This window comes from Rhizobacter sp. (assembly GCF_031412495.1).
Classification (GTDB): domain Bacteria; phylum Pseudomonadota; class Gammaproteobacteria; order Burkholderiales; family Burkholderiaceae_C; genus Schlegelella_A.
On the sequence record NZ_JANODC010000313.1, the window covers coordinates 1 to 14149 of the forward strand.

Annotated in this window: 14 protein-coding genes; 8 read left to right on the top strand and 6 right to left on the bottom strand. The window is 72.7% G+C overall.

The window, feature by feature from the left end:
* The 3 genes from AC30N0_RS11660 to AC30N0_RS11670 all read right to left on the bottom strand — a co-directional run.
* A partial coding sequence (locus AC30N0_RS11660; protein ID WP_489518079.1) for a serine hydrolase domain-containing protein occupies positions 1-1005 on the bottom strand: 1005 nt, incomplete at its 3' end.
* Between the two features lie 43 nt (positions 1006-1048).
* Positions 1049-2020, bottom strand: coding sequence for a Bug family tripartite tricarboxylate transporter substrate binding protein (locus tag AC30N0_RS11665; protein WP_489518080.1), 972 nt, complete (start codon positions 2018-2020; stop codon positions 1049-1051).
* 85 nt (positions 2021-2105) lie between these two features.
* Positions 2106-4568: a penicillin acylase family protein gene (locus AC30N0_RS11670; protein ID WP_489518081.1), complete on the bottom strand. Its 2463-nt coding sequence runs from the start codon at positions 4566-4568 to the stop codon at positions 2106-2108.
* A 56-nt stretch (positions 4569-4624) separates the two neighbouring features.
* On the opposite strand from AC30N0_RS11670, the gene AC30N0_RS11675 reads away from it, so the two are divergent.
* The 4 genes from AC30N0_RS11675 (at position 4625) to AC30N0_RS11690 (ending at position 6984) form a co-directional block, all read left to right on the top strand.
* On the top strand, positions 4625-4930 hold the full coding sequence (locus AC30N0_RS11675; RefSeq protein ID WP_489518082.1) for a putative quinol monooxygenase: 306 nt from the start codon (positions 4625-4627) through the stop codon (positions 4928-4930).
* Positions 4931-5174: 244 nt separating this feature from the next.
* Entirely contained in the window at positions 5175-6107 is a 933-nt protein-coding gene (locus AC30N0_RS11680) for a M23 family metallopeptidase (RefSeq protein WP_489518083.1), read from the top strand.
* A gap of 51 nt (positions 6108-6158) precedes the next feature.
* A complete protein-coding gene (locus AC30N0_RS11685) occupies positions 6159-6533 on the top strand; it encodes a hypothetical protein (RefSeq protein WP_489518084.1) in 375 nt (124 codons plus the stop codon).
* Positions 6534-6555: 22 nt separating this feature from the next.
* Positions 6556-6984 (top strand): bactofilin family protein, encoded by a 429-nt coding sequence (locus tag AC30N0_RS11690; protein ID WP_489518085.1) that lies wholly within the window; start codon positions 6556-6558, stop codon positions 6982-6984.
* Between the two features lie 16 nt (positions 6985-7000).
* On the opposite strand, the gene AC30N0_RS11695 is transcribed toward AC30N0_RS11690, so the two are convergent.
* The 3 genes from AC30N0_RS11695 to AC30N0_RS11705 all read right to left on the bottom strand — a co-directional run bounded on the left by AC30N0_RS11695 (position 7001) and on the right by AC30N0_RS11705 (position 10393).
* Positions 7001-8350 (bottom strand): tannase/feruloyl esterase family alpha/beta hydrolase, encoded by a 1350-nt coding sequence (locus tag AC30N0_RS11695; RefSeq protein WP_489518086.1) that lies wholly within the window; start codon positions 8348-8350, stop codon positions 7001-7003.
* Between the two features lie 98 nt (positions 8351-8448).
* Positions 8449-9222, bottom strand: coding sequence for a PEP-CTERM/exosortase system-associated acyltransferase (locus AC30N0_RS11700; protein ID WP_489518087.1), 774 nt, complete (start codon positions 9220-9222; stop codon positions 8449-8451).
* A 7-nt stretch (positions 9223-9229) separates the two neighbouring features.
* Positions 9230-10393, bottom strand: a complete 1164-nt coding sequence (locus tag AC30N0_RS11705) for a mandelate racemase/muconate lactonizing enzyme family protein (protein WP_489518088.1) — start codon at positions 10391-10393, stop codon at positions 9230-9232.
* A gap of 136 nt (positions 10394-10529) precedes the next feature.
* On the opposite strand from AC30N0_RS11705, the gene AC30N0_RS11710 reads away from it, so the two are divergent.
* The 4 genes from AC30N0_RS11710 to AC30N0_RS11725 all read left to right on the top strand — a co-directional run.
* Positions 10530-11444 (top strand): vWA domain-containing protein, encoded by a 915-nt coding sequence (locus AC30N0_RS11710; protein ID WP_489518089.1) that lies wholly within the window; start codon positions 10530-10532, stop codon positions 11442-11444.
* Positions 11445-11490: 46 nt separating this feature from the next.
* Entirely contained in the window at positions 11491-12795 is a 1305-nt protein-coding gene (locus AC30N0_RS11715) for a protein kinase domain-containing protein (RefSeq protein ID WP_489518090.1), read from the top strand.
* Between the two features lies 1 nt (position 12796).
* Complete coding sequence (locus AC30N0_RS11720; RefSeq protein WP_489518091.1) at positions 12797-13948, top strand: metallophosphoesterase; 1152 nt, start codon at positions 12797-12799, stop codon at positions 13946-13948.
* The coding region (locus AC30N0_RS11725; RefSeq protein WP_489518092.1) for a hypothetical protein at positions 13945-14149 on the top strand (205 nt) is incomplete at its 3' end. The genes AC30N0_RS11720 and AC30N0_RS11725, both read left to right, overlap by 4 nt.

A 14149-nucleotide genomic window follows, 5' to 3' on the forward strand; every position in this document is an offset into this window, starting at 1 on the left:
CACGGCGTCGAGTTCCGGATCGATCCAGGTGTAGTGGCCGCCCGCGCCGACCATGAACACGGCGCGCGTCGATGCGCCAGGAAAAGCCCGGCCGTCGCGGTTGAGCCAGAGCAGCCGGCCGTAGAACGGCGCGATGGCGCACGGCTCGGCCATCGTGCGGATCCAGGCGCGCGGCACGAGCTGCCGGCCGCCGGCCCTGCCTTCGTCACGCAGCAGCTGGCCGACCCGCGCCTGGTCGCGGGCGCTGATCGACACGCCCGCGCCCCAGTGCGAGCCGCCAGGGACCGAGCGCACCCGGCCGACGCCGGGGAGATCCACCCAGGCGTCGTCGTAGCCGCGCCAGGCGTAGCCGGCGCCGCTGCCGAGCGGCCGCAGCACCTGCTCCAGGAAGACCTCCGGCAGCGGCCGGCGGAACAGGTGCAGCAGGGCCAGCGCCAGCTGGTTGATGCGCACGTCGTTGTATTCCCAGTAGGTGCCCGGCGCCAGCAGCGGCCGCGCGCCGCCCTTCGGGCCGCCGGCCGGGCGAGGGTCCTGCGCCACCTTGCGCCAGCGGTCCACCGTGTCGGGCAGGCCGAAGGACGTGCCTTCCCACTCGCTCGTCTGTGTCAGCAGGTGGGTCCAGGTGACGGCACGGTTGTGCGCGTCGTCGAAGCCGATGCCGGGCAGGCGGGCGACCACCGGCTCGTCCTCGTCGGGCAGCAGGCCCTGCCCCTGCGCGACGCCGGCGAGCAGCGCGAGGTAGGTCTTGGCGACGCTGAAGGTGAGATCGGCCCGGTCGGGCTCGCCCCAGGCCAGGATTTCCTCGCCCCCGCGGCGAACGACGCCGGACTGCGGCCCGCGCGCGTGCACCGGGCCGCGCAGGCGGTTGTACGGCGGCGGGTCGTCGTGGTGCACGCCCCACGGCTGCTGGCCGGGCGCGGGCGCCGCGTGCGGCTGGCGCGGCCAGGGCACCTCGTGCGCCTGCGCGAACGCCGCTGCCTCGGCCAGGGCCCGATCGACGCTCATCGCCCGGACCCGCGGGGCGCGTCGCCCGCCGGCACGAACGCGGTCACTCGACCTTTGCGCCGGACGAGAGCACGACCTTCTCCCACTTCGCCGTCTCCGCGGCGATGACCTTGCCGAAGTCCTCCGGCGTGCCGGCGATCGGCTTGCCGCCGAGCTCGGCCAGGCGCTCGCGCATCTTCGGGTCGGCGAGGGCCCGGTTCACCTCGGCGTTGACCTTGTCGATGATCTCGCGCGGCGTGCCCCTGGGCATGCCGATGCCGAACCAGGCGGTCGCCTCGTAGCCCGGCACCGTCTCGCCGACGGTCGGCAGGTGCGGCATCGACGGCTCGCGCTCCTGGGAGGTGACGGCGAGCGCGCGCAGCTTGCCGCTCTTGATGTGGCCGATCGACGACGGCAGGTTGTCGAACAGCACGTGCACCTGGCCGCCCATCAGGTCGATCAGCGCCGGCCCGGCGCCCTTGTACGGCACGTGCAGCATGTCGCAGCCGGTCATCGACTTGAACAGTTCGCCCGACAGGTGCACCGAGGTGCCGCTGCCCGACGACGCCATGTTGATCTTGCCCGGGTTGGCCTTGCAGTAGGCGATGAACTCGGCCACCGTCTTGGCCGGGAACGAGGGCGGCACCTCCATCACGTTGGGCGTGCGGACCAGGCCGACCACCGGCGCGATGTCGCGGATGAAGTTGAAGGTCAGGTTCTTGTAGAGCGTCGCGTTGATGCCGTTGGCCGGGTTGACGAGCAGCATCGTGTAGCCGTCCGGCGCGGCGTTGACGACGTGCTGCACGCCGAGGTTGTTGCCCGCGCCCGGCTTGTTCTCGACGATGAACTGCTGGCCCATCTTCTCGCTCAGCCACTGCGCGACGATGCGCGCCAGCACGTCGGTCGTGCCGGCCGGCGGGTACGGGACGACCCAGGTCACGGGTCGCGTCGGGTACGGGGTCTGGGCCTGCGCCGGTCCGGCGAGGGCGGCGGCGGCGAGCAGGGAACAGGCGAGCAGGCGATGCAGTCGGGTCACGGTTGTCTCCGTTGAGGGGGGGCGCAAAGCCTCTCTGCGGAGGCTCGTGGCGGGCGACGATAGCCCACCCGGCCCGCCCCCGGCGTCAGCGCGGCACGAAGGCGAGGGTGTGCGCCGTTTCGCCCGGCAGGAGCGGCGTCGGCCGGCCGGCGATCCAGTCGGCATGGCCGGCCAGGAACCAGCGGCTGAGCGGATGGCCGCTCTGCCCGCCCGGCATGTTGAAGACGGCATCGGCCTCACGGCCCGGGGTCACCACGAAGCGCTCCGACTGTCCGGAGGCCGGCGCGGCGACGCGTGGCATGTGGCTGTCGCCCGGTATCGGCTCGGCCGGCGCGGCCAGCCAGTGCGCGCCGAACGGGAGGCTGCCAGCCATGGGGTGGGCGATGCGCGTCGTGTTGCGCCGGCCCCAGGTCGCCTGGCCGAGCGGCGCGCCCTCCCTCTCGATCTCGGCGATGGCCTCGTCGACGGCGGCGAGCTGCACCGCCTGCCAGTCGGCGCTGCCCTTGGGCAGCCAGCCGGCCGGCTTCTCGTCGAGCAGGCGCGCGATCACCGCCGGCCAGCGCGGCGTCGCGCGCGCGAAGCTGGCCAGCTTGTCGACGCTGCGCAGCTCCTCATCGACGCCGCCGAAGAGGCGCGTGTAGAGCCCGGCGACGAAGCTGCGCGTGAGCCGGTAGGCGACCGAGTCGACGCTGGCGCGGCCGGTCCAGGTGCTCTCGAGCAGCTGCCTGAACTCGGCCCGTTTGGCCCTCGTCGCGGTGTCGGCATCGGCGGCGCTCGCGGCGCCCGCCGGCCCGGCGAGCGCCTGCAGGGCCCGGTCGCGCCAGGGCGCGAGGTAAAGGGCGCGGTCGTCGAGGAACACGCCGTAGACCGTCGCCTCGTCGCTGCCCGCGGGCAGGGCGGTGACGGCGTCGCGCAGCTGCCGCTGCCGCGCGCCGAGGTCGGCGCCGCCGTCGCCGATCGCGCCATAGCCAGGCCCGGCGAGCTGGCGCGAGTTGGCGGTCGCGATCTGCCCGCCCGGTGGGTCGACCAGGCTCGGATGCGTCGCCGGCGCGGCCAGTGCGCGCCAGGTGTACGACGCCGCCGAGGCGGCCGGCGCCGGGAAGGTCGAGGCCCAGGTCGCGGCGCGCCCGGGCAGGGCGCCGGCGATGGTCCAGCCGATCTGCCCGGCGGCGTCGCCGACGACCATGTTCTGCGCCGGCACGCCGGAGCGCTGGCCCACCGCCAGCGCATCGGCGACGCTGCCGGCGCGCTCGAGCCCGAGCAGCCCGAAGTTGACCGCGCCGGGATCGTGCGCGACCCAGTGCACGGCGTAGCGGCGGCCGCCGCGCTCCCAGACCGGGCCGTACCCCGTCTCCTGCACGCGCAGCACCTCGTCGGGCGCGCCGGCGACCGCGATCCGCTCCTCGACCGTGCGCAGCAGGCCCCAGCCGGCCTCGGGTCCGCCCGCGGCGCCGAGGCGGTAGCGGAGCGCGTCCTTCGGATCGAACTCGAGCTCGAGCAGGTCGACGTAGGCGCCGTAGGTGTTCGTCATGCCCCAGGCGACGCGGCCGTTGCTGCCGGCGACGACCAGCGGTGCGCCGGGCAGGGTGACGCCGACGATGCGCCGTGCCGGCTGCCCGGGGCCGGCCTCGATCTCGAAGGCGGCCCGGTACCAGATGTGCGGCAGGCGCAGGTTCAGGTGCATGTCGTTGGCGACCATCACCGCGCCGCTCTTCGTGCGCGTTCCGGCCAGGGCCCAGTTGTTGCTCCCGACGCCGGCGTCCCCGAGATGGTCGTGCATCGCGGTCTTCGTTCGCGCCGGCCGCCCGAACCAGGCCGGCGCCTCGGCCGGCAGGGGTGCCACGGCTTCGTCGATGGCGGCGGCGTCGAGCGGCGCGTCGTAGGGACTCGCCGTCGGCAGCAGGAAGGCGAGCTGCGCCGGCGTCGTCCCCTGGTCGCGCAGCCAGCCGCGCGCGTAGACGCGCTGCAGCTGCTCGTCCTGCAGGTCGAAGTACATCGCCCAGGCGACGAGCAGCGTGTCCTCGGCCCGCCACGGGCGTGGCGCCGAGCGGAGCACCGCGTACTCGAACGGCCGTGCCGCCAGGGCGCCGAGGCCGGCGTTGACGCCGGCGGCGTAGCGCTCGACGACGGCGCGGTCGGCTTCCGGCAGGGCCGCGAGGGCGCCGCCGGCGCGCGCGGCGAAGCGGTGCAGGCGCCGCTCGCGGTCGATCGGCACCAGCCGCGTGCCGAGCAGGGCGGCGAGCTCGCCGGTCGCGGAGCGGCGCAGCAGATCCATCTGGAAGAAGCGCTCCTGCGCGTGCACGTAGCCGGTGGCCCAGGCGATGTCGCTGCGGTCGCTGCCGCGGATCGTCGGCACGCCGTTGCCGTCGCGGAGCACCGTCACCGGCGCGCGCAGGCCGTCGCCGGCGAGCCGGCCGTCGAGCGTCGGCAGGCTGGCGCGCAGGAAGAAGAAGGTGCCGGCGGCGGCGGCGACGACGAGCGCGAGCACCAGCCAGAGCAGCGCCGCCAGCCAGCGCCAGCCACCTCTGCGCCGCGTCGTCGATGCCATGCTTCGTCTCCCCTCGCTGTTTGTCGGCGAGTCTAGCGAGGCATACAGTCGGCGCGATGATCCACGTCCTCGCCATCATCACCGCGCACCCCGGCATGCGCGACCGCATCCTCGAGGCCTATCGGGCCAACGTCGAGACCGTCCGCGCCGAGGCAGGCTGCCTAGCCTACGAGGCGGTCGTCGACGCGAGCGGCCTGCCCGGGACCGCTGCGTTCGGCGCCGACACCTTCGTCGTCGTCGAGCGCTGGGCCTCGGTCGAGGCCCTGCAGGCGCATGCCGCGGCGCCGCACATGAAGGCCTACGCCGCCCGGGTCCGCGAGTTCACCGCGAACCGCGCCATTCACGTCCTGCAGCCTGCGTGAGCTGCCGGGCAGGCGGATCCCGGGATCCGCTTTCGATCCGCTACGACTCGATACAAGGCGGCACGCGCATCGCGTGAACTTCGCCCACGGCGGCGGCGCAGAACATTCCGTTGCAGCGCCGAAACGGCGCTTCTGCCGGCCTCGCGCTTAGGATGAATTTCGGTGGCGGCGCGAGGTGCGCGAAGCCGCCGTCGAACGGGCGCCCCCGCCGTTCGATGTCGCGAGATCGAAGGAGACAACGGCCATGGCCTTCGTCCTGATTGCCACCGGCGCCTCGAGCCGGTCGCGGGTGCGGACCCTGCCGCTGCGCCCTCTGCTGGGTGCGGCCCTGGTCGGCGCCCTGACCTTGGTGGTCGCAGGCGGCGGCCTCGGTTACTGGCTCGCCGCGCCGACGCTCGTGCAGGTGCCGATGACCGCCGCGGCGGTGCCCGCGCCGGCGGCGCATCCGTTCATGCTCGAGCAAGTCGGCACGCTGTCGGCACGCCTGTTCCGCCTCGAGAGCGAGGCGGCACAGCTCGGCCGGCGCATCGGCGTGCTGCAGAAGGAGCCGGCTGCTTCTCCTGCATCCGGCGCGTCGCTGCGGCGTGAGCCCGTCGGCCCGGGGGCAAGCGGCGATGCCGCCGTGCCGGCCGGCCCCAGCGGGGGTCCGTGGCTGCCGCCGCGGCCGCCCGCGGCAGCGGGCCTCGACGTGCTCGACGCCCTCGACGAGCGGCTGGTCCGCATCGAGCCGCCGATCGCCCGGGTCGCCGACGCCACGGTGCGCCGCAGCCTGGAGCTGATGCGGCTGCCGACCCGGCTGCCTATCCTCGACGCCGAGCTTACCTCGTCCTACGGCAACCGCAGCGATCCGTTCATGCGCTCGCACGCCTTCCACGCCGGGCTCGACTTCGGGGCCGGGCACGGCACGCCGATCACGGCGGCGGCGGGCGGCACGGTCGCCTTCGCCGGCTGGAAGAGCGACTACGGCTGGCTCGTCGAGATCGACCACGGCAATGGCCTCGCCACCCGCTACGCGCACGCCTCCAGGCTGCTGGTGCAGGAAGGCCGTGTTGTCGTGCCGGGCGAGCGCATCGCCCTCGTCGGCTCGACCGGCCGATCGACCGGGGCGCACCTGCACTTCGAGGTGCTGCGCAACGGCCGCCACATCGACCCGAAGCGCTACCTGGCGGGTCTCTGAGCGGCACGGACGTGAACGCATGAACGCAGCAGTGCAAGAGGGCAGGGCCGCATGGGCTTCGGTCGCATCGCCACCTGCCGCCTGACCCAGGTCAGGTTGGAGCTGATGCCGCAGCGCGGCGCGCGGCGCTGGCTCGTGCGAGCCGTGCTCCTGCTTGCCGCCGGCGCGGCGGGGGCGGGTGTCGGGGTCGCCGCGCGCGACCCGGCGCTGGCCCTGGTGCAGCCCGCACCCGCCGTCGCGAGCGACGCTGCGGCGCAGATCCAGCCGCTGCGTCACGAGATCGACCAGGGCCGGCTAGCGCTGCGCCTGGCGACGGCGCGCAGCCAGGAGCTCGAGCGCCAGGTCGACGCCCTCAATCAGCGCCTGCGCGAGGCGACCGAGGAGCTCACCTTCTTCCGCAAGGCGCGCGAGGGGCGGCAGCGCTGATCGTTTAACAGGAGACAGGACCATGTTCGGAAGTACGAAGAAGCATCCCTTCATCAAGATGGCGGCGCTCTCGACCCTGCTCGCCGAGGACGTCGAGATCACCGGCGACATCGTCTTCAGCGGCGGCATGCGCATCGACGGCCTCGTCCGGGGCGACGTCATCGGCCGCCAGGCCGAGGGCCAGGGCGCGTCCCTTCTCGTGCTGTCCGACAAGGGCCGCATCGAGGGCCGTATCCGCTGCGGCGACGCGGTCATCAACGGCCTCGTCACCGGCGACCTCGACATCGAGCACCGGCTCGAGCTGCAGTCCGACGCGCGCGTGCGCGGCACGATCCGCTACAAGCAGCTGCAGATGGACGTCGGTGCGTCGGTCAGCGGCCACCTCGTCAAGGCAGACGATGGGGTGGCCGCCGGCAACGTGGTCGAGCTTGGGCAGGCCCGGGTCCAGTGAATCGAGGGCGCGGCGCTCAGATCGGGCAGACGTTGGCCGGGTCGACGACACCCGCCATCGGCAGCGTCTTGCTGGCCGGCGGCTTCTTCTTGCCCGGGCCGGGCTCCACCCACGCCTCGAGGAGCAGGAAGGCGGCGCGGTAGCACGGCGCGATCGGGCGCAGCCGGTCCGGGAAGACGTCGTGGAGCTGGTCGACGTGGTTGCCGCCCTCGACGACGTAGTACCGGTGCAGGTGGCCACGGCCCTGGCTGCGGATGCGCTCGACATAGGCGTCGGAGTTGGGACCGATGGGCAGCAGCGAGTCGAGCGTGCCGTGCAGCGTGATCATCGGCTTGCCGATGCGGCCGGTGAGCGAGACGCGGCCGACCGCGTCCTTCACCGCCTGCGGCCGGCTCGTGTAGTCGTAGTCGGCGTCGCAGGACGGTGTCCCCGAGGCGCAGAAGGGCAGGCCGGCGGCCAGCGCGCCGTCGTAGGCCGGGTCCATCTCCTCGCGGTAGGTCCGCTGCGTCAGGTCCCAGTAGACGGCGTAGTGATGCTCCCAGATGAACTCCGACCCGGGCGCGAACCCGGCGTCGAGGATGGCCTGGTGCGCGGCCGGGCTGCCGAGCCGGTAGGCGGGGTAGTGCTTGAGCGCGGCCGGCAGGAAGGTAAACAGGTTCGGGCCTTCCGGACGCCAGTGCGGCCCTTCCCAGTCGACGCCGCCGTCGTACAGGTCGGGCCGGTTCTCGAGGGCGTGGCGGGTGAGGTAGCCGCCGTTCGAGATGCCCGTCATGTAGGTGAAGTCGGGAGCCCGTCCGTAGTGCTGGCGGACGACGTCCTTGGCCGCGATCGTCAGCTCGGTGACGCGACGGTGCCATTCGGCGATGGCGTCGCCGGGCACGGCGCCGTCGTTGTAGAAGCTGGTGCCGGTGTTGCCCTTGTCCGTCGCCGCGAACGCGTAGCCGCGCGACAGGACCCAGTCGCTGATCAGGTAGTCGGTCGCGTACTGCTTGCGCACGCCGGGCGCCCCGGTGACGACCAGCTTGCCGTTCCACTGGTGCGGCAGGCGGATCACGAACTGCGCGTCGTGGAACCAGCCGCGGGTGGTGTTCGTGGCCGACGTGTCGGGGAAGTAGCCGTCGATCTGGATTCCGGGGACGATGCCGGCCGGATTGCGCGTCTGCTGCGAATGAAGCGTGCCCCAGTCGCTGGGGTCGGTGTACGGCGTCGCGACGAGGTACTTCGTCGAGAGGTCGGGCAGGCAGGCTGCCTCCATGCGCTCGGCGCCGGGAACGACGAGGCGCGGCAGGTCCGTGCAGTCAGCGGCTCGCAGTGCAGGGGCGGCAAGCAGTAGTCCGGCGAGGAGCAGGGCGCGGCAACGCAGCATGACGGTCTCCCTATCGACTTCGCCCTTGTATCCCCGGGGACCGATGCGTCGCCGTCGTCCAATGCGCCGTCGCCGGGTAGGAAAACGGGGCTGCCAGCTCAGTCGAGCCCGCCCCGCGCCTGCGAGCGGGCCCTGAACGCGTCGCTCACCGCCTGCGCGATGACGTCGTACAGAGGCCGGATCATGGGCCGCAGCCCCTGCACCACCTTGCTCGAGCTGAGCAGGGACGGAACCCGGACACCGTGGTGCTCGACCGCACCGCCGACCGGCCGGATGTCGAAGCCGATGCGGGCGAAGTGGCTGGCCAGCCTCGGCTCGGTCAGCACGAACAGATGCTCGATGTCGAGGTGCCGGGCGACGGCGGCCGCGCCGAGGTACAGGCTGATCGGGATGAAGGGGAAGCGCTCCTCGGCGCCCCGGATGGCGAAGTCGTCCTCCGTCACCGACGCGGCGACCGCCTCTTCGCCCTTGCGCCGGCGAAAAGCCTTCAGCACCGCGAGCCGGGAGACTTCGCCCAGCCCGTGGCGCGGCATCCGGCCTGGGTCGGCCAGGGCGCGATCGAGGACGTCCTTGCAGCCGGTCTCGAAGGGCAGCGGGTAGGCCGGGTCCGCCGGCCGGGCCAGGATCAGCCGCGTGCACCCGACCGGCGCACCGGTGCTGCGGGTGCGCAGCAGGCAATGGAAAGAATGGGCATCGAACTCGTCGAACTCGCGACCGTCCTCGCGCACCGGCTCCCAGCCGAGGTCGCGGCAGTAGACCTCGTGCCGGATGCGGAACACCTGCTCCCGCTCGGCCTCGTCGAGTGCCGGCGTCAGCTCGAACGAGCGCAGGAAGCGCTCGCCCAGGTCCCGGCCGGGTGAAGGCGGCTGCATCGAGGAATCAGGCGGCGAGCGCCCGCATCTCCGCGATGAGGTCGGCCTTGCCCTCGAAGCCGATCCCCGGCAGATCGGGCAGGGTGACGATGCTGTTCTTCACCTCGACGCCGTCCGGGAAGCCGCCGTACGGCTGGAACAGGTCGGGGTAGGACTCGTTGCCGCCGAGGTGCAGCCCGGCCGCGATCGCCAGCGACATCTGGTGCCCGCCGTGCGGCACGCAGCGCGACGGCGACCAGCCGTGTGCCTTCAGCATCTCGAGCGTGCGCAGGTACTCGACCAGTCCGTAGCTGAGGGCGCAGTCGAACTGCAGCCAGTCGCGGTCGGGGCGCATGCCGCCGTAGCGGACGAGGTTCCTCGCGTCCTGCGTCGAGAACAGGTTCTCGCCGGTGGCCATCGGCTTGGCGTAGTGGTTCGCCAGCTCGGCCTGCAGGGCGAAGTCGAGCGGGTCGCCGGCCTCCTCGTACCAGAACAGGTCGTAGGCGGAGAGCGCCTCGGCATAGGCGATCGCGGTGGCCAGGTCGAAGCGGCCGTTGGCATCGACGGCGAGGCACTGGCCCGGGCCGAGCAGGCGCAGCACCGCCTCGATGCGGGTCCGGTCCTCGGCCAGCGGGGCGCCACCGATCTTCATCTTCACGACCGAGTAGCCGCGGTCGAGATAGCCGTTCATCTCGCGCTCGAGGGCCTCGACTCCATGGCCGGGCGCGTAGTAGCCGCCGGCGGCGTAGACGAAGACCTCGCGCTTGGGCGTGCCGTTGCCGTAACGCTCGGCGAGAAACTGGAACAGCGGCTTGCCCTCGATCTTGGCCACAGCATCCCAGACCGCCATGTCGATCGTGCCGACGGCCACCGAGCGCTCGCCGTGGCCGCCTGGCTTCTCGTTGCCCATCATCGCGGCCCAGATCGCGTGCGGGCAGAGGATGCCGCGCTCGTCGAGGAGGCTGTCGGCCTCGGCCTCGAGCAGGCGCGGGATGAAGCGCTCGCGCATCAGCGCCCCCTGTCCGTAGCGGCCGTTCGAGTTGAAGCCATAGCCGACGACCGGGCGGCCGTCGCGCACGACGTCGGTGACGACGGCGACCAGGCTCAGCGTCATCTTCGAGAAATCGATGTAGGCGTTGCGGATGTCCGAGCGGATGGGGCGGGTGCTCTCGCGGATCTCGACGATCTTCATGGCAGGCGTTCTCGGCAGGTTGCACCATTCTCGCCACGTCGCGGCCGGCCTGCCGGGAACGCACATTGCCAGGGACCGGCGTTCGCGAGAGTCGACCCGAGCTCGCCCTGCCGTACGCCTTTCCCCGGAGCCGCGCATGACCCCCCCTGAGCATCCCGACACCGCCGCCGCCTCCCTCGACGGCGCACCGACCCACGCCGACACCGCCGTGACAGCGGAAACGACGGCAGCGCCGACCGGATCGACCGCCGAGCCGGCCAGCGAGGACACCGTCGCGGGTCCCGCCGGCGTGGCCGAGCCCGCCGCCGCGGTGCCCGTGCCGCAGGCCCGGGCCAAGACCAAGGGCGTCGCCGACCTCGTCTTCCTGATCGACGTGAGCGGCAGCATGGCACCGTGCATCGATGCGCTGCGCCGCAACATCGAGGTCTTCGTCGACACCCTGAGCCGCGGCGACGCCAACAACGCCGCGCCGGTGAAGGACTGGCGCGCCAAGGTGGTGGGCTACCGCGACATCGACTCGGCCGAGCAGGAAGGGCTGCCCTGGATCGTCGACCATGCGTTCGTCCGCGACGCTGCCGCGCTGAAGGAGCAGCTCGCCTCCCTGCAGGCCGCCGGCGGCGGCGACGAGCCCGAGTCGCTGCTCGACGCGCTCTACCAGGTGGCGACGATGGAGGCGATCCCGAAGGGCTCGCAGCAGGAAGACCCGGGCAAGTGGCGCTATCGCAGCGACGCGGCGCGCGTCGTCATCGTCTTCACCGACGCCTCGTTCAAGGAGACCTTGAACGTGCCCCAGGCCAAGGGCGGCTCGCTGCAGGACGTCGCCAACGTGGTGATGGCCAATCGCATCATCCTCAGCCTGTTCGCGCCCAACTTCGAGGGCTACGACCGGCTCAGCCAGATCGACAAGTCGGAGTGGGAAGTGGTCGAGTTCGAGGGCCTGAACCCGCAGGAGGCGCTGCAGAAATTCACCTCCGATCCGGTCAACTTCCGCACCACGCTGAAGCAGCTCGCCGCCAGCGTCTCGCGCTCGGCCGAGACCGTCGCCCTCTAGCCGCTCGCGACCCGATCGACGAACGCTCGCGCACCCCGCCCCGGCCATGGCCAAGAAGCTGAAGGTCGGCGACACCCTCCGCGGCTACCGCATCACCAAGGTGTTCGGGCCGGGCATGATGGCGATCTCTTACGGGGCCCAGGCGCCGTCGGGGGCCAAGGTCTTCTTCAAGCAGTACAAGTCGCCGGCGCCCACGGTGGTCTGGTACGAAGCCTTCGTCGCTTACCAGAAGGAGCTCTCGGCGCGCGTGCGCGACGGCAAGGCGGCGCACTTCGCGGTGCGCCAGGTCGACGCCTTCGAGGAGCGCTGGGGCGGCCCGTGCTACTTCCAGGCCTACGAGTTCGTCGAGAACGGCGCCGACCTGCAGCAGATGCTCGACGCCGAGCGCGAGCGGCACCGCGTGACGCGGACCGCGCCGACGCGCGACCCGGCCGTTTGGGCGCAGCACGTGACCTGGGCCAAGGTGCTGATGTCGGCGATCGCCGCCCTGCACGAAGCGAAGATCGTGCACGCCGACCTGAAGCCGGCGAACGCCTACCTCATCGAGGACCGGACGATCGGCTCCGGCTACCAGCTGAAGCTGATCGACATGGACTTCTCGCTGCTCGCCGACCGGCGCGCGCCGTGGCACGGCTTCCAGGGCTACGTCGGCACCGACAACTACCGCTCGCCGGAGCACATGACGCGCGGCGGGGTGCCGGGGCTGGCGTCCGATGTCTTCACCTGCGGCCTGATGCTGCACGAGCTGCTCTGCGGCGAGCACCCGTACTGGAGCGACGAACCGGCCGAGTACGCGCGTCGCGTCATGGCCGGGGCGGCGAAGCCGCGGGCCCTGGTCGGCACGATGCCGGCGCCGGCGCGCAACGCCGAGGTCAGCGCCCTCCTTCACCGCTGCCTCGCGCCCGACCCGGCAGCGCGGCCCACCGCCGCGGAGCTGCGCGCCGTCCTCAGCGGCCGCGGCCCGCGCGCCGAGGTCCGCAGCGCGACGACCATCTCCGCTGCGGCGAGCACGACGCCGGGACGCACCGGCGAGCCGATCGCATCGAACGGCATCGAGCTGCTCGGGCCCGACGGGCGGGCCCTGCAGATCGCGGTGCGCACCGTGCTCGGCAAGGCCCTGGTGCGCCAGTTCGGCCCAGACGGCGAGTTCTGGGACCACCGGCAGTGCGTGCTCGAGCGCTCCGCGGCCGGGCAATGGCTCGTCTCTCCCGCCGACGAGACCACCAACGAGACGCTGGTCAACGGCCAGGCGCTGACGGCGCCGCGCGTGCTCCGCCAGGGCGACGTGATCGCGGTCGGCCGGCAGGCCCGCGGCGTCGCCAAGATGCCGCTGACGGCGCGTGGTCGCTGACGTGGCAACGCCCGAGGGCGGCGAGCCCGACGCGGCGGAGGCGGCGCCGGCGCCGGCCATTCCCGCCACGCTGCCCGTCGTCGACGTCCACGATCTCGACTGGGGCGCGGTCGGCGCCGCCGCCGACGCCGGAGCGGTCCGCGCCCGCATGCTCTACGTCGTGCAGCAGATGGAAGCGCTGCTCGACGCCGCCGGCGGGCCGGGCCTGCTCTTCGATGCCGACCGCGCGCACGCCGACGACCGGGCGATCCGCATCGCCAGCGTCGACGCGTCGGTGCCGCTGTGGATCGTCGGCGACCTGCACGGCGACCTGCTCGCGCTCGAGTCGGCACTGGCGCAGATCGGCGCCGTCGCCGCGGCCGACGGGGCCTTGCCGCGCATCGTCTTCCTCGGCGACTTCTTCGACGACGAGGGCTTCGGGCTCGAGGTCCTGGTCCGCGTCTTCGAGCTGATCGTCGAGGCGCCGGGGCGCGTCTGCGTCGTCGCCGGCAACCACGACGAGGCGCTCGGCTACGACGGCTCTCGCTTCGCCTCGACCGTGTCGCCGTCCGACTTCGCCGACTTCCTGAACGCGAACCTGGCCCACGAATGGATCGAGCGGGCCGGCAAGCTGGCCGTGCGCCTGACCGCGCGCGCGCCGCGGGCCCTGTTCTTCCCCGACGGGCTGCTCGTCGCGCACGGCGGCTTTCCGCTCCTCGACCGGCACGCGCAACTGGCCGAGACGGGCGACTGGAACGACCCGGCCTGCCTGTCCGACTTCGTCTGGGCCCGGATGCACCCGAAGGCGCGCCGCAAGATGCCGAACCGCCATGCCCGTGGCAGCCAGTTCGGCCACGAGGACTTCGCCGACTTCTGCGCGCTCAGCGCGCGGCTCGGCCGGCCGGTCACGCACATGGCGCGCGGGCACGACCACCCGGACGATCGCTACGCCCTCCCTGCCGCCTACGCCGCGTATCCGGTGCTGACGACCGTCGCGTTGTCACGGCGCCTGAACCGCGAATCCTTCGGGCCTCACGAGCGCGTCCCGACCGTGGCCCGCTTCGTCGAGGGAGCGCTGCCCCAGGTGCATCGCCTGCACGTGCCGGCGGCGTTGATCCACGCCAGCTTCCCGCCGCCCGCCGCCACGGAACCCGCGGAAGTGCTTCAGCCATGAGCGGCGTCGTCCTGCGCTGCCCGAACTGCGGCACGACGCGCGGCACGCCGGGCGAGTGCGAGGCCTGCCACGAGGCCGCGGTTCGCTACTACTGCAGCAACCACTCGCCCGGGCGCTGGCTCGAAGGCAGCGCCTGCGCGCAGTGCGGGGCGAAGTTCGGCGATCCGCCGCGCAGGCCGGTGGGGCCGCCGCCGGCGGCGG